Genomic DNA, 22375 nt, shown 5'->3' on the forward strand with positions numbered 1-22375 from the left:
AATTTATTTTATTTTCTATAGATTCAGCACTATATTAAATATATAAGCAAATACAAGTTAATAGTAAAAAGCACTTTCTTAAGAAGAAGAAAGTGCTTTTTTATTTGTGAATAGTTGTAAATATAATAATTTGAGAGATATTAAATTATAAATTATTAAAAGATAATATATATTTAAGTGATTTACAGGTTAAAATATAATAAAAAGATTAAGGGGATATCATGAAAAAGAAAGTTTTAAATAATTTTATAAAATTGGTGAAATATAACTGGAGTACATTAATTCTATTTGAGCTATTTCATAAAGGATTAGCTTTGTTGATTATATTACCATCAATCAAACTTGTATTAAGTAGTTCTATGAAAAGTGCAAATATAGTGTATTTAAGTACTGATAACATAGGAGAAATATTAACGAATCCTCTATCAATAATATTAGCCATACTGTCAATTATAATATTGGCGTTTTATATGTTTTTTGAATTTACTTCAGTGATTATTTGTTTTGATAAATCACGAATTTCTGAAAAAATTACTTTGTTTAAACTTATTAAATTATCCTTAAGAAAATCTATAAACATATTGAATCCTAAAAATATATTATTATTTGTGTTTGTATTACTAATAGTTCCATTAACGAATATAGCCCTAACCTCAGGCTTTATAGGGAAAATAAAACTTCCTGAATATATATTGGATTATATAAGTTCTAATATTGTTCTGAATATAATTTATATGGTTTTAATTTTAATATTATATATATCAGTCATTAGATGGATTTTTAGTATACATGAGGTAACTCTAAATACAAATAGTTTTAAAGAAGCAAGGAAAAAAAGTGCTAGCCTTACAAAAGGAAAAGCAATAAAATTAATACTTTATTCCTTAGGATTATCTCTAATAATTACTGTTATGGGGTATATAATTTATCATGTTATTATTATATTGATAGGAATATGGACTAAAAATTACACAAATGCAAACTTTTTAAAAGATATATTTATTAGTAGATGCATTATGTTTAATGATTATGCAGCATTTATTTCATCAATAGCTATATTTATAATTAGTACTGGATTTATTTCTGCATTTTATTATGAATATAATGACATTCGTGTCTATAAAAAGAATCTAGAAAAACAAAAAAACTCAATAAAGTCAGTATTAAAAGTTACTTTGAAAATAGTAGTAATTTTATTTATCTTACATATTGAGTCAATGATGTACTCTTTAAATAATGATATTTTATTTAATACTTCATTTTTTTACAACACAACAGCAACGGCTCACAGGGTTTCAGCGTTGGTTGCTCCAGAAAACACTATAGCAGCATTTAAAGAAACCTTCATAACTCAAGCTGAATATGCTGAAATTGATGTTCAAGAAACTAAAGATGGAGAGTTGATTTTATTTCATGACTCTAATTTTGAAAGAGTCGCTGGTGTAAATAAAAATGTTTGGGAAGTGAATTATGATGAAATTAAGACATATGATGTAGGAAGTCATTTTAGGTCAGATTTTGCTGGGGAGAAAATACCAACTCTTGATGAGGCAATGAAGTATTCTAAAGGCAAAATAAAATTGCTAATAGAAATAAAGCTTAATGGTCATGAAAAAACTGATGTAGAAAAAAGAGTATTAGAGCTAATTAAATCAAATAGAATAGATAATCAATGCGTTGTAGCATCCATGAATAAAAATGTATTAAAAAGGGTTAAAAAATTAAATCCCAATATGGTAACTTGTTATTTAACAGCAGTTGCATATGGGAATTTTTATGACTGGGACTATGTTGACATATATGGAATAGAGTCCACCTTTATAAATAAAAAGGTAGTAGATAACATACATCAAAAAGGAAAACAAGTTTTTGTATGGACTATTAATAGCAGTAAATTAATGAAAAAAATGATTATTTTAAATGTAGATAGTATAATTACAGATAATCCATTTTTAGTAGATGATGCAATTTATTGGCAGAAAAATGGATTCATAAATAGAGTAGCTAATTATTTATTTAGGCATGATTCTGATAAAGATATAATTGAAGTGTATTAGACTAAAAAATGTGCAAATTGCAAAATAATAATATATTTATTTTATAATATTTTTAAATAACCGTATCATAGTGAAGAGATACGGTTATTTTTATTTGTTAATAACTTTGTGTCTGTAATCATTTCCCCATTCATGCATTGAATTTAGAACTGGCTCAAGACTATAACCAGTTTCTGTTAGAGTATATTCTACCTTTGGAGGAACTTCTGGATAAACTTTTCTAGTTACTAAGTCACTTTCTTCCATAGACCTTAAGTTTGATGTTAAAACTTTTTGAGTTATATCTCCAATAGATTTTTTGATTTCACCAAATCTTTTAGTACCATCTAATAGCTCTCGTATAATTAATACCTTCCATCGATTACTGATGAGTTGTAAAGTAATCTCTACAGGACATTCAGGTAAATCTTTTTTCATAAATCACAACATCCTTTCTTTAATAATCTTCTTTAAAGTATTATATCATTTTAGGGAATACGTATAAAAATTTCTTTTAAATATATAAGTATTAAAAAAATAAACTGTGCCAATAGTTTCTATTAGGTAACTATAGTACTTTAAAGTGCTTACTATACAATAGATACTAATGAGTTTATTATATTATTAAAGAAATAAAAAATACAATAAATTATTTTAGGGGGTAGATGAAATGAATGAAGTAGTAAAATTTTTAAAGGAAAATCCAGTTCAATATTTTGCAACAATAGGAGCGGATGGAAAGCCAAAAGTTCGCCCATTCCAATTTATGATTGAAGAATGTGGAAAATTATATTTTTGTACAAGTAATGAAAAAGATGTATTTAAACAAGTTAAAAAAAGCCCATATGTAGAAATAACTACATCAACTCCTGAATTTGCTTGGATAAGACTATGTGGAAAAGTCATATTCTCAGACAATAAGGATATAAAGAAAAAAATAATTGAATCTAGTGAACTTGTTAAATCAATCTATAAGAATGAAGATAATCCTACTTTTGAAATATTTTATCTTGAGGACGCTAAGGCTGTAATCTCAGATTTTTCAGGCGAGCCACCAAAAGAATATAGTATTTAATACAAAAAAATAATTAATATCAAGAGCTAGCAATATTATTTTAACAACATTAAAATAGAATTTAAGTTAGATGATAATATTATCCTTATTTTAACATAATTAATTTTAAGAAATAAAATAAATGTTTAAAAATCTTATACAAATCCATCACATTACAAATAGATAAGAGAGTCATATTATATGAAATTAAATGATTCTCTTGTTTATTTGTATAAGTTTATATATTGACATTGACGCTACGTAATTCTATATACTTTATTTTAAAGGAGATGATAAAAATGAATATTGTAGAGGTACGCTCAGATAAAATATATAAAAAAATAATGAATGCACCTGCAAATAAGAAAGAGGATATATACAGATATGAGTTGATGAAGCCTTTTGAGTTTAAATGGATGTGTATAAATGTTCCAATCACTGCAAAACAAGAAGGTGGATATGATGTAATTATGGCAAGTGATATGATGGGGGTTTTGTCTCCAAAAGATATTAATGAAAGTCAAATAAATAACATAGATATTCTATCCAATGACAAACTTTGGAACAAGTGTAAAGAAACTATTGAAAGTTCCATAAAGCCTTTTATAAAAGAGGGGTATAAATTGAACACTGAGGAGTATAAATTTTCAATATTATTAGCAAATCCCAAAAACCCTTATATAATATTAAGTGATGGATATTTTGGTGATGGTGGAATTCCAGGATATATATTTTTATCAATAGTCCCAAATGAGTATACTATTAATAGGTTACCAGCAGCACTAGCACATGAATGTAATCACAATATTCGATTTCAATTTATAAATTGGAGTAATAACATAACTTTAGAAGAAATGATGATAAATGAAGGTCTTGCAGAAAACTTTGCAACATGGATGTTTGGGGATGATATGGTAGGGCCTTGGGTTAGTAAGACTGACATTGAGACACTGAATAGCTATATAAAGCCAATAATCAAAAGTGGCTTAAAAGAAACTGGATTTCAAAATATAATATCATATCTTTATGGTGATGATATAGCTAAAATGCAAGGATATTTTCCAGTAGGACTACCTTATTGTGCAGGATATGCCTGTGGTTACTATATGATTAAGTATTATTTAGAAAAAACAAACAAGTCAATAGTGGAGGCTACTTTATTACCATATAGTGAAATCATAGAGGAAGTAAGGGAATTTTGGGATTAAATCTATAAGTTGCATAATCTAAAAAAGATTATGCAATTATTCTATTTTTGAGAAAAATAAATTGACAATGATTTGTAAAAAATATACAATAATATATATAAAGAAATATTTCAATGATAAAATTTTGAAGATTTCATATCTAGTGTATCTAATACTACATGCTAGTTTCTTATTACTTATCTAAATATTATGTATTTCATAGTTACCTGTAAACTTACTATAAAAATATGAAATACACTAAATAATCGACTGAAAAATGAAATATTAATTAAATAAAATTCAAACTATAAAGATTAAATGAATATAATTAAAGTAAATATATGAAATTGAGCATAATAATCAACTTTTAATAGATTGTTAAATTTTAATTATACTTTGCACAATATAACTTATATCATATTGATACTTAAAGAATCAGTATAATTATAGATATAATTTAATCTGTAAAATTTATATGAAATGGAGATGATGCTATGACAGAATTGATGATTGTAAGTGGGTTAGTACTATTGATTTGTATAACCTCAAGTAAGGTATTATATAAATTTGGAGTACCAATATTATTGATTTTTATCTTATTGGGTATGTTATTTGGGTCTGATGGAATGGTAGGAATCTATTTTGATAACTATGAGTTAACAAAACAATTATGTTCTATTGGATTGATATTTATAATGTTTTTTGGAGGATTTGGAACAAACTGGAATATGGCTAAACCAGTTGCAGTACCTTCTATACTGATGTCTTCATTAGGTGTAATAATTACAGCAGGTGTTACAGGTATATTTTGTTACATGGTAATAGGAACTACTTTATTTGAAGGTTTGTTAATTGGAGCAATTGCAGCTTCAACAGATGCTGCATCTGTATTTGCTGTATTACGTTCTCAAAAACTAAACCTAAAAGGTTCTCTTGCTTCATTATTAGAAGTTGAAAGTGGAAGTAATGACCCAATAGCATATATGTTAACATTAATTATTTTGACATTGATGAATAATTCTGGTGTAGAACTTATTATTCCAATGGTAATAAAACAAATAACTTTTGGGTTGGCAATAGGATTTATATTGGCAAAATTATCTGTTTATATTTTGAGAAATTCAAATTTTGAGATAGAAGGATTTTATACTATATTTATTACAGCTATTGCGTTACTTTCTTATGCACTTAGTGAATATGTTGGGGGAAATGGATATTTAAGTGTATATATTTCAGGTATTATTATAGGCAATAGTAAGATACCTCATAAAAGGAGTCTAGTTCATTTCTTTGATGGAATTTCATGGATTATGCAAATAATGTTATTCTTTATGTTAGGATTGTTATCCTTCCCTTCAAAACTACCAAGTGTATTTGGTATAGCAATGGCCATATCTGTATTTATGATAATTATTGCAAGGCCATTAGCCACATTTATAACTCTAGCAAAATTTAAATTTTCAAACAGAGAAAAATTGTTTATATCATGGGTAGGTCTTAGAGGTGCTGCATCAGTAGTTTTTGCAATTTATGCAGTTACTCAAGGAGTAGTCATAGAGAATGATATATTTCATATAATATTTTTCATAGCGTTACTTTCAGTAGGACTACAAGGTACGTTGATACCAACTGTAGCAAGGAAGTTAGACTTAGTTGATGATAATACACCTGTATTAAAAACATTTAATGACTATGATGGTGAAATTAGTTCTAAACTTATAGAAGTAAATATAGATGATGATAATAAGTGGGTTAACAAGAGTATAATGGATTCTAATATACCAGAAGAGATATTAATAGTTATGATAAAACGAAAAGAGCAGGTTTTAGTACCTAAAGGGTCAACTGTTATAAAAAGAGGGGATATTTTAGTATTAAGTGGAGACAAAATTGAAGAATTAATATAATTATAATTTATTTAATATTGACTTTGACCTAAGGGTAAGGTTTAAACTTAAATTAATCAAATCTAATGCGCAGGTGATGAGATGTTTTCTATAGGAATGTTTTCTAAAATAAATAAAATAACTACAAAGACATTAAGGTATTATGAAGATATAGGGCTGTTAGAGCCAGAATACGTAGACGAATTTACAAAATACAGATACTATACAACAGAACAATTGCCAAAATTGCATCAAATAATCACCTTAAAACAAATGGGCATATCACTAGTTGAAATAAAAGAAATAATAGAAAAGCCTGAAGAAGTGGAAAGGATTTTAATAAACAAAGAAAAAGAGATATTAGATGTAATGAGGAATGAAGAATATAAGCTTATTAAACTACGTAATTACCTTAAAAACTTAAAAGGAGAAGTCGATATGAATAATGTAATTATTAAGTCTCTACCAAAAGTTAAAATTGCTTCTATGAGAAAAGTATTAAAGAATTATGATGAGCTTTTCAATTTGTTTCCAAATGTAATGGCTGGAGAAATGATGAAATCAGGGTGTACATGTATGGTTCCAGACTATTGTTTTAATATATATCATGATGGTGAATATAGAGAAACAGATATGGATGTTGAGATGTGTCAGGCGATAAATGACCTAAAAGAAGACACAGATTTATTAAAATTTAAAGAAATAGACGAAGTTGAAAATGCAGTTTGTATATTGCATAATGGACCATATTCAACATTAGGAAAAACTTATGCAGATGCATTTAAATGGATACAAGATAATAAATATGAAGTAATAGGGCATTTTAGGGAATCTTATATAGATGGTATATGGAATAAAGAAAATGAAGAAGATTGGTTAACAGAAATTCAGATACCCGTGAAACATATTTTATAATAAATTAAAATAATATATAAGTAATTAAGTAAGGTCTGTCTAAATAAAAAGATAGACCTTATTTTTATATTTAATATATTTTACTAGATTTTTATGTATTTAAATATGCAATTTAAAATAGAGTTTTATACAACTAAGCTTAGAAAAACTGGTCTAACATAAGAAATACAATTAATTGTTTAATTTTAATTAATTAATGATAAGATATGAAAATATACAACTTTATAAATAAAATATATTGATATTTTATTTATAAAGTTGTATATTTTCGTTGAGGTGATAAAGTGGAAAAATATAAAGTATTAACTGATAAAGTAAAACAAGTATTTAATGGATTTTATATTGATTATGAAAATGAAGATTTACCATATATAGATTTAGATAGAACTGACAAGATAATACTAAATGAAAGGTATTTTAAAATAGATAGTTTTCCTAAAACGATGGATAAGGAATCTCCACATAGTATCCTTGATGTATTTTGGGATTTAGATAAAGTAAAGGATAAGTATTTTATACAGGAAAATAAGTTTTTAAGAGCACTATTAATTATAATGAGTTACAGTAAAGAAATAATAATTGTAAGTGAATATTTTGTAAGTGAAAATAAAAAACATATAAAAAGAGTACTAAGTAAAAAGGAGAGTACATATCTAGAACAATTAAGCGATACCTTATTTGATTTTAAAGAAATAGGGTATAATTACTATATAATTGATGCTCTTATGAAGTTGGCACTAAGAGAAAGAGTTTATCTCTCTATATATATGTTGGATTTGGGAATAGGATTAGAAATAAATGGATTATTTAGCAATGTATATATAGGGTTAAATGGAAGTATAGATATAGTTAAGTATATTTGCAATGTAGAGGGCTTGTATGTAAGATAGATTATCAATTGTATAAAATAGTAATTTTAAGAATAGTAGGTGATTGTATGGAAATATTTGCAATAGGTCATTCAAATTATCCATTTGATAAGCTTATTAATATGATAAAAAAATATAATATAAACTGTGTAGTTGACATTAGAGAAACACCATATTCTAAATATAATATTCAGTATAATAGGGAGGCATTCAATGAATCCCTGAGAAAGGCTGGATTTGTATATATATACATGGGCAAGGAATTTGGGGCAAAAAGAACTAATAAAGATGTATATACAAAAGAAGGTTATGCAGATTTTGAAGAGGTAATAAAGGAAGAAGTATTTTTAAAAGGAATCGAAAGATTAAAAAAGGGATGTCAAATTGGTTATAAAATAGTTTTATTAGGTGCAATGCAAGAGCCTATAAGGTGTCATAGAAGTATTTTACTAGGAAAAATATTAAATAAAGAAGGTTTCAATGTAAAATATATAATGCATGAAGGACATTTAGCATCTCAAGAAGATATAGAAGAGTCATTATTAGATAAGTATTTTAGTGATAGAAAACAACTGAGTATTGATAATTTATTAGGAAATGCATTAACAAGAGAAGATATGATACAAGAAGGCTATAGATTAGCTAATAAAGAAATAGGATATAGAACAGAAAAAATAGGTAAGTAAAATATATGAACTACCCAAAAACTTAAACACCATTTGATAAGAAAAATTATTATAAATTTGTAACAGTTAAACATGATGTACTAGCTAAGGTTTTTATGTTAAATTAATATCATTATCTAAAAGGTTACGTTGTTTTAAATAGCACATCATGTTGTACTGTTAAAAAATAAAATCTCTAATATTACCATAATCAACTGTTCTATTAAGAGTAGGATGGCTAGATATAAATCTAACTGTAATTTTTGAGTTTAATAAACAAGGATTCGAAGTTAAAAACACTCTGTCTCCATTGACAATAGAAGTAATAGCCACTGGTAAAATATCAACAAATGTATCATATCTACTTTTAGCAATTTGATAAGGATAGTTTCCTACAAAAACAAATAGATTTAAGTCATATATATCATCAACGAACCAAGCCCATTGACCATAAACTTTGTCAATACTTACTGTACCTAAACCAAGTGTATCAAAGTATGTTGCTATAGTTAAATAAATATTTTCCATGTTTTCTAAGTATGAAACAGTATATCTTCTGAAACGTATAGGTGCTGTGGCAGAAATAGGGTAAACCATATTTACATTTAAATTATTCGCATTCAAATTAACCAAAGTATCACATCCTAAAAATAGTCTATAAGATACAATATTTAAATTGATGTGATTTTGTTACAGATATCTTATAAGATTTTATAAATGATTAGAATTAGGATACAAAGTGAATTAACAAGCCTAATAAGATATTCTACACTAATAGGTACAGGTTGGTAATAGTGTCAAATTGTTATTACAGGACTTATATGTGATAATATTATGAAATTGTTATTATTGTACAATAGTGGTACAATATTATCGAAATACAGTGATTGCGTTTGATGTCCAGCTATATTAACTGGTTAATTTAACTCATAAATATTTTAAATCTAGTATCCATAAAGAATAATAAACATAAGATAATTATAAAGATATACTGTGTTCAAATGATATTAAACAAGATTTATATTATTTGAATACAGTATATTATAACGTTGAAAATACAATTCTAAACCTTATGATATCAATTCATAGTTTGATAAACTAATTAAAAATTAAATTTATATAAAGAGGGAAAAGAGGAAAAGGAATGTTTATAAGGAAGAATGTTATAAGATTAGCAATTCCTATAATGATAGAGCAGACATTTGTTATGCTTTTAGGGGTATTTAATACAATGATGGCAGGTCATATTGGGGAAGAGGCTGTATCTGCAGTTGGAATAGTTGATTCAATCAACAATATATTTATATCTGTATTTGCTGCGCTATCTGTTGGTGCTACTGTTGTTGTAGCTCAACAAATAGGGAAAAGAGATAATGAAAAAGTAAATGAAACTATCAAGCAAGCATTAATATCTGGTGTAATATTATCATTTACAATAACAGTATTAATGTGGATTTTTAGAACAGGTGTAATCAATTTGTTTTATGGTTCAGCAGAAGAATTGGTAAAATCAAATGCAAAACTATACATAGAGTTTACATTATTCACCTATCCATTTATTGCAACACAGCAGATAGCAAATGGTATTCTAAGGGGTTGTGGAGATGTAAAGAAACCTATGTATGTGACTATGTTTATGAATATAGTAAATGTAACATTAGGATATATACTTATATATGGTGTTGATTTAAATACTTTAGGAATAAATTTACAGACACCTTCTTATGGCATAACAGGAGCAGCTATGTCTATTGCCATAGCCAGAATAATCGGATGTATAGTTATTGTAAGGGCTTTGTTTAAAGGGAATGAATTTATATCTATAGGTAAAATATTTCCATTTAAGATTGATGTTGAAACTCAAAAATCTATATTCAATATAGGTATACCAGCAGGGGTTGAACAATTACTTTTTAATGCAGGTAAATTGATTGTTCAAATATTTATAGTTACTATGGGAACATCAGCGATTGCATCAAATGCAATAGGAATGTCAATTGCATCTATTATAAATGTAATTGGAAATGCATTGGCCTTGTCTGCTACGACTTTGGTGGGTCAATATATAGGACGGGGAGACATCAAAGGGGCTAAGAGTACTTTATTGTATCTAACTAAATTTGCAACGGTTTGCTTATTTGCAGTAGGTGCTATATTTATACCAATTGCACCATGGATTTCAAGCATGTATACTCAAAACTCGAATGTAATTGATGTATCAACACAATTGATTCGAAGTGATTGTTTAGCTATGGTAATATGGCCTATATCCTTTGTATTATCAGCAGGGCTGAAAGGTGCTGGAGATACTAGATATACAATGATGACAGCCGTAATAGGAATGTGGATTTTTAGAATTTTTACAGGTTACGTATTAGGGGTTGTATTAGAATTTGGAGTGCTAGGAATTTGGATAGGTATGTATACAGATTGGCTTGTTAGAGGAACATTATATTGTTTGAGATTAAGAGGAACGAAGTGGCTAAAACACAAAGTTGCATAGAATATATAAAATCACTTTTAGATAGTAAATTCTATTTAAAAGTGATTTTTTATTTAGAGAATATCATAATTATAAGTATGATATATAGAAAAATTAAAATATGTAAATTAAGTATATAATTATATGGACACTATAAATTATATACTGTAGAGAATTACATAATTTGGCGACAAATATTAGAAATATATATCTATATTTAATAATATATATGGGTATATTATTAAATATAAAAAATATTAGATATTTATTTAATAATAAAGGTGGGTATTTTTATGATAAATAAAATAGGAAAAATAACTCTCTATGTAAATAATCAAGAGGATGCAAAATTGTTTTGGACAGAAAAATTAAATTTTGTGGTAACTTATGAAAAAGAAATGGGTCCAGATATGAAATGGGTGGAAGTAGCACCAAGTAAAAATGAATTTACAACATTTGTATTGTATGATAAAAATCTGATGATGAAGCAAAATCAAGATGTAAATTTATTGCATCCATCAATAATTTTAAGTACAAGAGATATTCATGGAACTTATGAACAGATAGCAAAGAATAAAGTTGAAGTAGGGGAATTAATGGAGATGCCTTATGGAAGAATGTTTTCTTTTAAAGACCAAGATGGAAATTCTTACTTAGTCAGAGAAGATAAATAATTTTGTAAAGTGTTAAATTTACTCAATATCTGATATAATTAGATACAATAATTATTATAATTTAGTATTAAACGATAATTATATAATTAAAAATCAATTGTAAAATTTGAGTAGAGGTGATAAAATGTTTAAGAAAATGGCAGTACTAAAAGATATAGCAACTAAAATAGGACGTAAAAAAGCGTATGAATTATTAGAAATGGTTGAAGGTAATGACGCTTTTGTAGCTGAAGTAAAAATAAAAAAGAATGGGATTGAATCTAAAAAAGAAGAAATCATGTTAAAAGATAATCAAAAAATAATATTAGAGTATATAGAAGGTTAATTTTTAGATACATATATAATTAAATAATACTGATTTTTAAAGATGAGTTATGAAAACTCATCTTTTTTATTTTTTCATAACTTTGTTTTATATTTAATATATATTTTATCCCTTAGAGTTGCTGAGATATAAAAAGTACTGATATAATAAAAGAATGGATATAAATGTAATATTTTACAGAAAAGAGGGGTATTATGCTTGAAATAAAAAATCTTTCCTTTAATGTTGAGTCTAACAATGAGGAGCTAGGAATAATAAATGATGTTAGCCTTTCATTTGAAAAAGGCAAACTTATTGTTATCACAGGACCAAATGGTGGAGGAAAATCCACAATTGCTAAGCTTATTATGGGAATTGAAAAAGTCACTAGCGGTCAAATACTTTTAGATGGAGAAGATATAACTAATCTTAGCATCACAGAAAGAGCAAAAAAAGGAATAGGATATGCATTTCAACAACCACCAAGAATAAAAGGTATGACAGTTGAAAACCTGCTTACTCTTGCTCATGGAAAACCATTGTCTACTGATGTGTGTTGTCAATATCTTACAGATGTTGGATTGTGCTCAAAAGACTATTTAAATCGTGAAGTTGATAACTCTCTTTCTGGAGGGGAAATGAAAAGAATCGAGATAGCAACTCTTTTTGCTAGAGATTTAAAGGTTTCTATATTTGATGAACCTGAAGCAGGTATAGACCTTTGGAGTTTTGGAAAGCTTAATGAAAGTTTTAAGAAAATTCATGGGGAATCTGACCAAACTATAATCATAATTTCTCACCAAGAAAGAATACTAGAGTTAGCTGATGAAATAATTGTTTTACAAGATGGTTCAGTAAAAAGCCATGGAACAAAAGATGCTATATTACCTGAAATCATGTGCCAAGTTAATTCAAACTGTGAATTAATGAAAGATATGAATTAATTAGAAAGGAAGGCAAATTAAATGAACAAAATAGACTTAAATCTTTTAGAAAAAGTTGCTGAACTTCGTGGAACTCCATTAGGAGCATACAATATACGTAAAAATGGACAAGGTATAGAAAGACATTCAACTGAAAATGTAACTATAGCTCCAAAGACTGATAAACCTGGAATTGATATTATAGTAAAACCAAACACTAAAGGAGAAAATGTTCATATACCAGTAATAGTAACAGAAGCTGGTGTACAAGACATGGTTTATAATGATTTTGAAATTGGAGAAAATGCAGATGTTGTTATAATTGCTGGTTGTGGTATACATAATTGTGGTAATGATGACAGTGAACACAATGGAATACATAGATTCTTCTTACATAAAGGAGCTCGTCTAAAATATGTGGAAAAACATTATGGCGAAGGTGATGGAGAAGGAAAAAGAATTTTAAATCCAGTTACGATTGTTAATATGGGTGAAGATTCATATTGTGAAATGGAAACAATTCAGATTAAAGGCGTTGATTCAACTAAAAGAGAAATGGATGCCACTTTAGGTAAAGGAGCAAAGATAGTTGTATTTGAAAAGTTGTTAACTCATGGAAATCAAGTTGCAGAATCTAATATGAAGGTTATATTGGAAGGTGAAAATTCTTCTGCTCAAGTAATTTCTCGTACAGTTGGTCAAGACAACTCTAAACAAAAATTTAATCCTTGTGTTATTGGGGATTCTCTTTGCTCTGCACATGTTCAATGTGACTCAATAATTATGGGAAATTCTCAAATTAGTGCTATACCTGAAATTGCTGCAAACCATCCAGATGCTCTTTTAGTACATGAAGCAGCAATTGGAAAGATTGCAGGAGACCAAATTTTAAAGATGATGACATTAGGACTTACAGAAGAAGAAGCAGAACAACAAATACTAAATTGTTTTTTAAAGTAAGTCCAAGTTTTTATTTAATTTAATATAATTAATATAGTATAATATAATGAATAAGTCTAAAATTTTTTTATTTTTAGACTTATTTTCTTTATGTAAGATAAAACTATTAGAGAAATTATACTGTAATTAGGATGTGGAATAAATGAAAAACTTACTTATAAGAAATGGCACAATAATATCTCCAAAAGATGGTATCAAATTTGAGAAAAGAGATATCTTGGTTTTACATGGAAAGATATGTGATATTGGATTAAATCTTAAAGAAATGATAAGAAAAGAAAAAATACTCATAAACAAAGAGTTTGAGATAATAAATGCTAACAACATGTATATTTCTCCTGGATTTATAGATGTTCATACCCATTGTTATAAGAGAAAATTACCTACAGGTATGGATTCTGATTCAATTGGAATTGAAAAAGGTTCAACAGTTATATTTGATGCAGGTACAGCAGGTCCTGTAAATTACTACGATTTTAAGAAAAAATATATGGATGAATGTAAGACTGAAGTGTATTCATTTTTAAATGTAACTAATGAGGGATTAAATATATTGAATGAATCAACATCTTTAGATGTTATAAATTTTGATAACATTGAGTCTATTGTAGAAAAAAACATGGAAAAGATAAAAGGTATAAAAGTAAAAGCAAGTAAATTTCAATCTAGTACAGATGGTATAGATATAATTAAGAAGTCAAAGCAAATTGCAGAAAAATTAAATTTACCATTAGTGGTATATATAGGGGAGTATCCATCATATATAGATGAAGTAATGAATATTTTGGGAAAGGGAGATGTAGTTACGCCTGTATATGGAAATAGCACAAATGGAATATTTAATGAATCTGGCAGTTTGAGAGAATCTGTATTAAATGCAAAAGATAGGGGTGTATTATTTGATGTATGCCATGGATTAGAGCAGTTTGATTTTGAAGTCTTTAAAAAAGCAGTAAATCAAGGATTAGAGCCAGATTTAATAAGTACAGATATGCATATAAAAAATATGAAAGATATACATTATTCTCTTTTAAATGTTGTAAATAAAATCATGGAACTTGGTATACCTCTAGAAAAATGTATAGAAAAAGTAACTGAATATCCAACAAAAGTTTTTAATTTGCAAGGAAGTCAAGGTAGGATAAAAATTGGTGGAGAAGGTGATTTTACAATATTTACAATAGATGATAGTGAAGAAATTATAACAGATTATAATAATAATGAACTAATGCTAAATAAAAAATTGAACTTACAATATACTATAAAATCATGGATGAAAAGTAGTGAAGTTTATAGACATTCGTATGATGGCACTGTAATAAATTAAGTTATATTGAAAAAAAAGGAAAAATATGTTTAAATTAGTATATATTGGATAAATATGTAATGGAACAATAATTATAATTTTAGGGGAGGTATTTTAGTATGAAAGCATTTGTTGATAAAGATGTATGTGTAGCTTGTGGAGCGTGTATAGGAACATGTCCAGACGTTTTTAGTATGAGTGATGAAGGACATTCAGTTGCAATTGAAGGAGAAATACCAGCAGAATTACAAGATTTATGTAAAGAAGCAGAAGAAGGATGTCCAGTTTCAGCTATAACAGTTAAATAAGACTGTTTAGATTTAGTTTCAAGACAACATATAAGATTTGATTATTATTTAAGCTATAGTATTAGATTAAGATTCTATTACTATAGCTTTTTAAAATATATAAACTCAAAAGATAATATATTATTTTTATAAAAAGTGGAGGACTTATATATGAAGAAAAATTATGAAATAGTGCTGTTTGACCTAGATGGAACACTTACAGACCCTAAAGAAGGAATAACAAAGTCTATTCAATATTCTTTAAATAGTTTTGGTATAGAAGAAGAATTGGATAACTTAGAACAATTTATAGGGCCACCCCTACATTCTACTTTCAAAGACTATTATAAATTTGAAGATGAAAAGGCAACAGAAGCTGTTGAAAAATATAGAGAATACTTTTCTGACAGAGGAATATTTGAAAATAAAATCTATAAAGACATAAAGGAGACTTTAAAAATACTTTATGAGAATGGGAAAACATTATTATTAGCTACTTCTAAACCAACAGTTTTTGCAGAAACCATACTTAAATATTTTGGTATAGATAGTTATTTTAAATATATCGCAGGTAGTAACCTTGATGGTACAAGAGTAAATAAAAATGAAGTTATAGAATATGTGTTAGATTTGTGTGGTGTAACAGATAAAGATAAGGTCATTATGATTGGTGATAGAAAATACGATATAATTGGAGCTAATAAAATAGGTGTAGATTCTATAGGGGTATTGTATGGATATGGTTCTTTTGATGAAATTAGTAAGAGCAATCCTACCTATATTGTCGAAAGTGTTAAATCTATAAAAGATATTTTGCTATAAATATCTTTTATAGACAAAAACAATACAAAATGGTGTAGCATATTTAAAAATATGATATTATAATTAAGGAAGCCATTTAAAAAAGAGGAGGATGCACTTGAAATGAAATCTATTTTAATCATGGGTGGAAGCGACTTCATAGGTTCTGCACTTGCTAAGCGTTTAATTAAATGTGGGTATCAAATAGATATACTTACGAATGGTAAAAAGGAAATAGATTATAAAGGATTTAGAGAGCACTTAATTTGCGATAGAAAAGTACGCAAAGATATGGAAAACATTATCAATGGAAGACAGTACGATTACATATATGATATGACAGCATATACAAAAGAGGATGTTGGTAATCTTATTGATTTTGTGAACTTAGATAGCTTAAAAAAATACATAGTATTGTCAGCAGGAGCCGTATACAAAGATAGTGGAAGAAATGTAAAAGAAGATAATGAAAAAGGTGAAAATGAAAACTGGGGTAAATATGGACTTAACAAAAAAGAAACAGAAGATTTTGTTATAAATAGTTCTATACCATATATAATTATTAGGCCAACTTATATATATGGTGAAAATAATAATTTGTATAGAGAATACTATTTCTTTGAAAAAATAGAAAAAAACGAAAAAATACCAGTACCTAAAGGAAAACAAGTAAGCAATCAATTTATATATATTGGGGATTTAGTAAAAGTGTTAGAAAGTGTAATGAAAAATTCTCATGTGAGAGAAGCGTATAATGTAACAAATCCACAGTTAATATCTTGGGATGAACTTATATATACATGTGGAGAAGTTATTGGGAAGGAACCTATTATAAAATATGTAGACATGGAAAAAGTTGAGTTTAGAGAGAGAACTTACTTCCCGTTTAGAAATATAGACTTTAATCTAGATATAAATAAGCTTATTGAACATGGTCTTTATATACCAAATGTTTTATTAAAAGAAGGCCTTACAACAACATATAAATGGTTCTTAGCCAATAAACCAAAATTACATGATAGAAAAATGGATAAAGTTGAGTCTGTAATGCAAATAGTTTAAGATAATAAATAAGTAGGTAGATACTTTGAAATTAAAGATAAAGCGTTTTTTAAAATTTTTTATATTGATATTTGTTTTAATTTTTATATACTCAGTTGCAATAGAACCGAGTCTATTAATTGTGAAAAAATATAATATAAATGAAGATGGAAACATGATTAAAGAAGATATAGTAAAAAATGAGAATGAGATTATAAAAGTAGTTCAGATTTCAGATACTCAAATAGGCAGTTTTTATTCGACTAATAAACTTAAAAAAGTAGCTAATAAGGTGAATGCCTTAAATCCAGATATATTAGTATTTACTGGAGATTTAATTGATTATTCTAATAAAAATCCAGATATAGATGAAATTACAAAGATTTTATCTAGTATGAATGCAAGGTTAGGAAAGTTTTCAGTATTTGGTAATCATGATTATATGTATAAACTTCCTAGGTATTATAGACAAATTATGAAAAACTCTAACTTTCATCTTTTAGTTAATGAAAATAAGAAAATAAGACTTGAAGACAATAAGTATATTAATATACTTGGAGCTGATGAGATATTAAATGGTAATCCAAATATACGAGATTTGGAAAGCAAAACTGATTATAATAGTTTTAATTTATTATTAGCACATGAACCAGATTTGGTAGATATGCTCAGTAAAGATACAATGAATTTAGTTTTATCTGGACATAGTCATGGTGGTCAAATAAGGTTGCCTTTCAAGGGTGCTTTAGTTACTCCTCCATATGGAAGGAAATACACTAAAGGATTTTATGATATAAAGGGAAATCATCTATATGTGAGTTCTGGTCTTGGAAGTACAAAGTTGCCATTTAGATTTTTTAATGTACCAGAGATAGTCGAATTTAATATTCTAATCTAGTATAAAATATTGTTTTTATGAAATATAGAGGGATAGAAATTTTAAGAATAAATTGAGTTAAGAATATAAAAAGTTTAAGTTATAGTTAATACATTTATTAGAATTGATAATAATATTAATAACTATTAAAATATAGATATAAAAAATAATAAAAATATAAAAGATTATAATATAGCAAGATTGTGTCAATTATAAATAGAGAGTATTTATAATTAATACAATCTTGTGTTTCTTTATATAAAGATATTAATTTTTATACAATGTATGAAAATGATTTAATGTTATATTTAAATTACTTTAAATAAATATTTTTTATATTTTCCTTATCCCATATAAAAAGTTTTTCTGAATTATTTAAAGCTCCAAATACATTTCTTTTAAAATCTGGCATTTCTTTATTTAAATTCGCAATAAGGTTTTTTATGTATTCTCTCCTAGTATGGCCATTTGCAGGACATGGGTTTGCTATGATAGGATAGTTACACTCCTTTGAAATCTTCTTAGTCATATATTCTTCTATGTAAATCATTGGTCTTATAACAGTTAAATCTTGTCTATCTAAGTATGTTTTTGGCGAAAAACAATTAACTCTTCCTTCATAAAACATAGACATTAAAAATGTCTCAATAGCATCATCCTTATGGTGTCCAAGAGCTACTTTGTTGCACCCAAGTTTCTTTGCGTTGTCATTTAAAGCACCTCTTCTTAAATTAGCACATAGTGCACAAGGATTTTTTTCTTTTCTTATATCAAATACAATTTCTTTTATATTAGTTTGAAATTCATAAAAAGGTACATTTATTTCCTCACATAATTTGTTTAATGGTGAGTTATCAATTCCACCAGTATTTAGTGTTACAGCTATTAATTCAAACTTTTGTGGAGAAAATCTTTGATAATTTTTAAGTATATGAAGTAATGTCAAACTATCTTTTCCACCAGAAAGACCAACTGCAATTTTATCATTTTCTTGTATCATATCAAAGTCTTGTATAGCCTTACGGGCTTTACTAAGAAGTTTTTGCATAGACATTTTTAGCACCATCCTTTATTTGAAAATATAAACTTAAGAATAACTTAAGGTTTACTTATAAAATACTTAAAACTTATACTCTAAAATTAACGTTAATAAACATAACGAAGGAGACGATTCAACCATGAAAAAATTAAAATTGATGTTAGGCATTATAGTAGTAGTATTTATAAGTATGTTTATAGTTAAAGATAAAATTCTGAAAGATGAAGAACCAACTAGAACTGCTCAATTTGCTTCATCTCAAGATGTTGAAACAGATTCTCAGAAAAAAAATCACTCAAATAGTATAGCAGATAATATATTATTGGTAAACAAGACAAATGAACTTAGTAAAGATTATATGCCGAAAGACATTACTAAGGTAAATATAGAATTTGTTCCAGAAGCTACTGAAGAGGAAAAACAAATGGCAGGAGAACCTGCAAAAGCAGTAGAAGACTTAGTTAGACAAGCTAATGAAGAAGGAATACAGTTTTTAGGGTCTTCAGCATATAGGTCTTATGATACTCAACAAGATACTTATACAAGAAGAGTAAATTCTCAAGGTCAGGAAAAAGCTGATGCATATGTAGCAAAACCTGGACATAGTGAACATCAATCTGGACTGTGTATTGACTTGACAAATCCAGAGAGATGGTTTGTTGGAAGTACAAAAGAAGCTATATGGTTGGCAGAAAATGCTCATAAATTTGGATTTATAATAAGATATCCTAAAGGTAAAGAAGATATAACAGGTACAGCATATGAGCCATGGCATATTAGATATGTGGGTAAGGATGTTGCTGAGGAAATTTATTCAAAAGGGTTAACCTTGGAAGAATATTTGCAAAACAAATAATAAAACAACATAACATAAATTGTATGATATTACTAAATGTAATATAAATAAATTTGATACTAGACTACTTTAAGTATAGTATAATTTTAGATGAGTAAAAACTATATTAAAGTAAGTTAGGATGTGAAAAAGTGAAAGATACAATTCTTGTTGTGGATGATGAAAAGGAAATAAGAGACCTTGTAGAGATATACCTTTTAAATGATGGATATAATGTAATTAAGGCTAAAGATGGACAAGAAGCTTTAGATATTTTAGAAAAAGAAAATATTCATCTGATGGTATTGGATATAATGATGCCAAAGATGGATGGGATAGAAGTTTGTAGAAGAGTTAGAGTAAGTTTAAATATACCAATACTTATGTTGAGTGCCAAATCAGAGGATATGGATAAGATACAAGGAATAATGACAGGTGCAGATGACTATCTAACAAAGCCATTTAATCCACTTGAACTTACTGTGAGAGTAAAAGCATTACTTAGAAGAGCGTATTATTTTAGTGGTACTAACAAAGAAAATAAAGATGTCATAGAAGTTGGAGTGGTATTAATAGATAAGGAAAAGCATAGTGTAACAGTAGCTGGAAAGGATATATTTTTGACATCGAGAGAATTTGATATCTTGTATTTACTAGCAAATAATAAAGGTAGAGTATATAGTACAGAAGAGATATTTGAAAAAGTATGGAAAGAACAATACTACCAATCTAACAATACTGTAATGGTTCATATGAGTAGGATAAGAGATAAAATTGAAAAGTATACAGATGGAGAAAAAATAATTCATACTGTATGGGGGGTAGGATATAAAATTGAAAAATAAGAGTGTATTAAATTATATGTTTCGTCCTATAGTAGACTTTATAATAAGCTGTATTATAACCCTAATTATTATGTTAACAAGTGCATATATAATAAAGATATTATATATAAGAACTACTTTATCTACAATTAATTACTTTATGCTTAGTTTAAGAAATATTAGATCTGTTATAGGAGACAGCACATTATATTCAGTTTTATTTCTGACAGCATCATTATCAATTTATTCATTAATGTCATACAAGAGAAATAAAAAACTTGTAAATTTTCTAAAAGATACTGATAACAAAAATAAAAAACTAGAAATTATCATGGATGCTGTAAACTCAATGGAGGAAGGCGATTTAGAAAAAAGTATAGATATTGAGTATGAGTCAAATGGATTAAGTGATAAAAAAATTGATGAGATTGATGAACTTGCAAATAAAATCAATAGTATAGTTTATCAACTTAGAAATATAACTGTTGAAGAAAGACAGGCTCAACAAACTAAGACAGATTTAATAACAAATGTTTCACATGACCTAAGAACTCCTTTAACCTCAATAATGGGTTATCTAGGATTGATAGAAGATGGTAAGTATAAAGATGAAGTTCAGTTGATGTATTATGTTAATATTGCATATGAGAAATCAAAAAGTTTAAATATACTTATAAATGATTTATTTGAACTTACAAAAATGCAAAATAATACAATAAGATTAAAAAAAATAGACATAAACTTGGTAGAGCTATTAAGCCAAATAGTATCTCAACTTGGATTTTATTTTAAAAAAGAATTTATGGTTAGTAGAGTTAATTTCAATGAAGAAAAATTAATTATAAATGCTGACCCAAATAAATTGGTGAGAGCTTTTGAAAATCTTATAACCAATGCTATGAAATATGGAAAAGAAGGAATTTATGTGGATATAGTAACAGCAAAAAAAGGAAATATGGCTATTGCAAAAGTTATAAATTATGGAGAACCCATTCCAGTATTAGATTTACCAAATATATTTGATAGATTCTATAGAGTTGAAAAATCAAGAAATAGCAATGATGGAGGTTCTGGATTAGGTCTTGCAATTACAAAAAATATTGTGAATTTACATGGTGGGGAAATTACTGTTTCAAGTAATATACATCAAACTGTATTTGAGGTACAACTACCAATAATACAAGAAACTGTGTAATAAGATAAAAGTATGATTTAGATACACAAATATTTATAGCATAAAGTGTTTACAAAAATAAAAAAGTAATATATAATTTAAGTCAGTTTAATAAGATACTTATCAAGAATTAGGGGAGAGAGTTAGCTCAGCGATCCTATACCAACCTTTTATTAGGTGGTCCTGCTAACAACGATGAGATGATTGGAAATAATATACTCTTCTTATCAATAGTG

General features: G+C 26.9%; 24 protein-coding genes. 20 read left to right on the forward strand and 4 right to left on the reverse strand.

All coding sequences use genetic code 11. The features are described from left to right. Positions 1 to 221 precede the first annotated feature (221 nt). The gene (locus tag IC213_RS14640) at positions 222 to 2057 is read left to right on the forward strand and encodes a glycerophosphodiester phosphodiesterase (RefSeq protein ID WP_227825065.1); all 1836 of its coding nucleotides are present in this window, start codon (positions 222 to 224) and stop codon (positions 2055 to 2057) included. A gap of 90 nt (positions 2058 to 2147) precedes the next feature. Here IC213_RS14640 and IC213_RS14645 read toward each other — a convergent pair whose 3' ends face one another. After that, positions 2148 to 2474: a winged helix-turn-helix transcriptional regulator gene (locus IC213_RS14645; RefSeq protein ID WP_227436457.1), complete on the reverse strand. Its 327-nt coding sequence runs from the start codon at positions 2472 to 2474 to the stop codon at positions 2148 to 2150. Positions 2475 to 2706: 232 nt separating this feature from the next. Between IC213_RS14645 and IC213_RS14650 the strand changes: the two genes are divergently transcribed. The 6 genes from IC213_RS14650 to IC213_RS14675 all read left to right on the forward strand — a co-directional run bounded on the left by IC213_RS14650 (position 2707) and on the right by IC213_RS14675 (position 8633). Further along, positions 2707 to 3111: a pyridoxamine 5'-phosphate oxidase family protein gene (locus IC213_RS14650; protein WP_227436455.1), complete on the forward strand. Its 405-nt coding sequence runs from the start codon at positions 2707 to 2709 to the stop codon at positions 3109 to 3111. A gap of 278 nt (positions 3112 to 3389) precedes the next feature. Further along, positions 3390 to 4298, forward strand: a complete 909-nt coding sequence (locus tag IC213_RS14655; RefSeq protein ID WP_227863206.1) for a DUF2268 domain-containing protein — start codon at positions 3390 to 3392, stop codon at positions 4296 to 4298. A 473-nt stretch (positions 4299 to 4771) separates the two neighbouring features. After that, complete coding sequence (locus IC213_RS14660; RefSeq protein ID WP_227436450.1) at positions 4772 to 6184, forward strand: potassium/proton antiporter; 1413 nt, start codon at positions 4772 to 4774, stop codon at positions 6182 to 6184. An 81-nt stretch (positions 6185 to 6265) separates the two neighbouring features. Next, entirely contained in the window at positions 6266 to 7078 is an 813-nt protein-coding gene (locus IC213_RS14665; protein WP_227436449.1) for a MerR family transcriptional regulator, read from the forward strand. Between the two features lie 284 nt (positions 7079 to 7362). Then, entirely contained in the window at positions 7363 to 7968 is a 606-nt protein-coding gene (locus tag IC213_RS14670; protein ID WP_227436447.1) for a hypothetical protein, read from the forward strand. Beyond that, positions 7938 to 8633, forward strand: a complete 696-nt coding sequence (locus tag IC213_RS14675; protein ID WP_413927307.1) for a DUF488 family protein — start codon at positions 7938 to 7940, stop codon at positions 8631 to 8633. The genes IC213_RS14670 and IC213_RS14675 overlap by 31 nt, the downstream gene beginning before the upstream one ends. 159 nt (positions 8634 to 8792) lie before the next feature. Here IC213_RS14675 and IC213_RS14680 read toward each other — a convergent pair whose 3' ends face one another. Next, entirely contained in the window at positions 8793 to 9245 is a 453-nt protein-coding gene (locus IC213_RS14680) for a staygreen family protein (protein ID WP_227436443.1), read from the reverse strand. Positions 9246 to 9756: 511 nt separating this feature from the next. Here IC213_RS14680 and IC213_RS14685 point away from each other — a divergent pair. The 5 genes from IC213_RS14685 (at position 9757) to IC213_RS14705 (ending at position 13955) form a co-directional block, all read left to right on the forward strand. Further along, a complete protein-coding gene (locus IC213_RS14685) occupies positions 9757 to 11115 on the forward strand; it encodes an MATE family efflux transporter (protein WP_227863207.1) in 1359 nt (452 codons plus the stop codon). Between the two features lie 272 nt (positions 11116 to 11387). After that, entirely contained in the window at positions 11388 to 11768 is a 381-nt protein-coding gene (locus tag IC213_RS14690) for a VOC family protein (protein WP_227436439.1), read from the forward strand. A gap of 124 nt (positions 11769 to 11892) precedes the next feature. Next, complete coding sequence (locus IC213_RS14695) at positions 11893 to 12093, forward strand: hypothetical protein (protein WP_003420681.1); 201 nt, start codon at positions 11893 to 11895, stop codon at positions 12091 to 12093. A 194-nt stretch (positions 12094 to 12287) separates the two neighbouring features. After that, positions 12288 to 13016 (forward strand): ATP-binding cassette domain-containing protein, encoded by a 729-nt coding sequence (locus IC213_RS14700; protein ID WP_227436438.1) that lies wholly within the window; start codon positions 12288 to 12290, stop codon positions 13014 to 13016. Positions 13017 to 13037: 21 nt separating this feature from the next. Continuing rightward, positions 13038 to 13955 (forward strand): SufB/SufD family protein, encoded by a 918-nt coding sequence (locus IC213_RS14705; RefSeq protein ID WP_227436436.1) that lies wholly within the window; start codon positions 13038 to 13040, stop codon positions 13953 to 13955. Here IC213_RS14705 and IC213_RS21355 read toward each other — a convergent pair. Beyond that, positions 13947 to 14054, reverse strand: coding sequence for a hypothetical protein (locus IC213_RS21355; RefSeq protein WP_227436595.1), 108 nt, complete (start codon positions 14052 to 14054; stop codon positions 13947 to 13949). The two genes, IC213_RS14705 and IC213_RS21355, sit on opposite strands and share 9 nt — an antisense overlap. A gap of 43 nt (positions 14055 to 14097) precedes the next feature. On the opposite strand from IC213_RS21355, the gene IC213_RS14715 reads away from it, so the two are divergent. The 5 genes from IC213_RS14715 to IC213_RS14735 all read left to right on the forward strand — a co-directional run bounded on the left by IC213_RS14715 (position 14098) and on the right by IC213_RS14735 (position 18288). Beyond that, on the forward strand, positions 14098 to 15282 hold the full coding sequence (locus IC213_RS14715; RefSeq protein ID WP_227825060.1) for an amidohydrolase family protein: 1185 nt from the start codon (positions 14098 to 14100) through the stop codon (positions 15280 to 15282). Positions 15283 to 15380: 98 nt separating this feature from the next. Further along, a complete protein-coding gene (locus tag IC213_RS14720) occupies positions 15381 to 15569 on the forward strand; it encodes a ferredoxin (protein WP_227436432.1) in 189 nt (62 codons plus the stop codon). A 150-nt stretch (positions 15570 to 15719) separates the two neighbouring features. Further along, positions 15720 to 16370: an HAD family hydrolase gene (locus IC213_RS14725; protein WP_227436430.1), complete on the forward strand. Its 651-nt coding sequence runs from the start codon at positions 15720 to 15722 to the stop codon at positions 16368 to 16370. Positions 16371 to 16472: 102 nt separating this feature from the next. Continuing rightward, positions 16473 to 17411 (forward strand): SDR family oxidoreductase, encoded by a 939-nt coding sequence (locus tag IC213_RS14730; protein WP_227436429.1) that lies wholly within the window; start codon positions 16473 to 16475, stop codon positions 17409 to 17411. A gap of 121 nt (positions 17412 to 17532) precedes the next feature. Beyond that, positions 17533 to 18288, forward strand: a complete 756-nt coding sequence (locus IC213_RS14735; protein WP_227855744.1) for a metallophosphoesterase — start codon at positions 17533 to 17535, stop codon at positions 18286 to 18288. Positions 18289 to 18580: 292 nt separating this feature from the next. Here IC213_RS14735 and IC213_RS14740 read toward each other — a convergent pair whose 3' ends face one another. Continuing rightward, positions 18581 to 19321, reverse strand: coding sequence for a tRNA 2-thiocytidine biosynthesis TtcA family protein (locus IC213_RS14740; protein ID WP_227483290.1), 741 nt, complete (start codon positions 19319 to 19321; stop codon positions 18581 to 18583). Between the two features lie 124 nt (positions 19322 to 19445). On the opposite strand from IC213_RS14740, the gene IC213_RS14745 reads away from it, so the two are divergent. From IC213_RS14745 to IC213_RS14755, 3 genes are all read left to right on the forward strand, one after another. Then, positions 19446 to 20162 carry a M15 family metallopeptidase gene (locus IC213_RS14745; protein ID WP_227863208.1) on the forward strand — a complete coding sequence of 239 codons (717 nt, stop codon included), beginning with the start codon at positions 19446 to 19448 and terminating at the stop codon, positions 20160 to 20162. A gap of 131 nt (positions 20163 to 20293) precedes the next feature. Then, positions 20294 to 20986, forward strand: a complete 693-nt coding sequence (locus IC213_RS14750) for a response regulator transcription factor (RefSeq protein WP_227436423.1) — start codon at positions 20294 to 20296, stop codon at positions 20984 to 20986. Beyond that, entirely contained in the window at positions 20976 to 22160 is a 1185-nt protein-coding gene (locus tag IC213_RS14755) for an ATP-binding protein (protein WP_227436421.1), read from the forward strand. Before IC213_RS14750 ends, IC213_RS14755 begins: the two co-directional genes overlap by 11 nt. Positions 22161 to 22375: the final 215 nt, after the last annotated feature.

The organism is Clostridioides sp. ES-S-0049-02 (assembly GCF_020658465.1).
GTDB lineage: Bacteria > Bacillota > Clostridia > Peptostreptococcales > Peptostreptococcaceae > Clostridioides.

Coding starts and splice junctions, on each gene's coding strand:
- IC213_RS14745 (WP_227863208.1), top strand. CDS start 19,446: ATGAAAAAATTAAAATTGATGTTAGGCATTATAGTAGTAGTATTTATA.
- IC213_RS14645 (WP_227436457.1), bottom strand. CDS start 2,474: ATGAAAAAAGATTTACCTGAATGTCCTGTAGAGATTACTTTACAACTC.
- IC213_RS14655 (WP_227863206.1), top strand. CDS start 3,390: ATGAATATTGTAGAGGTACGCTCAGATAAAATATATAAAAAAATAATG.
- IC213_RS14740 (WP_227483290.1), bottom strand. CDS start 19,321: ATGTCTATGCAAAAACTTCTTAGTAAAGCCCGTAAGGCTATACAAGAC.
- IC213_RS14725 (WP_227436430.1), top strand. CDS start 15,720: ATGAAGAAAAATTATGAAATAGTGCTGTTTGACCTAGATGGAACACTT.
- IC213_RS14640 (WP_227825065.1), top strand. CDS start 222: ATGAAAAAGAAAGTTTTAAATAATTTTATAAAATTGGTGAAATATAAC.
- IC213_RS14660 (WP_227436450.1), top strand. CDS start 4,772: ATGACAGAATTGATGATTGTAAGTGGGTTAGTACTATTGATTTGTATA.
- IC213_RS14730 (WP_227436429.1), top strand. CDS start 16,473: ATGAAATCTATTTTAATCATGGGTGGAAGCGACTTCATAGGTTCTGCA.
- IC213_RS14665 (WP_227436449.1), top strand. CDS start 6,266: ATGTTTTCTATAGGAATGTTTTCTAAAATAAATAAAATAACTACAAAG.
- IC213_RS14720 (WP_227436432.1), top strand. CDS start 15,381: ATGAAAGCATTTGTTGATAAAGATGTATGTGTAGCTTGTGGAGCGTGT.
- IC213_RS14685 (WP_227863207.1), top strand. CDS start 9,757: ATGTTTATAAGGAAGAATGTTATAAGATTAGCAATTCCTATAATGATA.
- IC213_RS14705 (WP_227436436.1), top strand. CDS start 13,038: ATGAACAAAATAGACTTAAATCTTTTAGAAAAAGTTGCTGAACTTCGT.
- IC213_RS14700 (WP_227436438.1), top strand. CDS start 12,288: ATGCTTGAAATAAAAAATCTTTCCTTTAATGTTGAGTCTAACAATGAG.
- IC213_RS14650 (WP_227436455.1), top strand. CDS start 2,707: ATGAATGAAGTAGTAAAATTTTTAAAGGAAAATCCAGTTCAATATTTT.
- IC213_RS14690 (WP_227436439.1), top strand. CDS start 11,388: ATGATAAATAAAATAGGAAAAATAACTCTCTATGTAAATAATCAAGAG.
- IC213_RS14695 (WP_003420681.1), top strand. CDS start 11,893: ATGTTTAAGAAAATGGCAGTACTAAAAGATATAGCAACTAAAATAGGA.
- IC213_RS14715 (WP_227825060.1), top strand. CDS start 14,098: ATGAAAAACTTACTTATAAGAAATGGCACAATAATATCTCCAAAAGAT.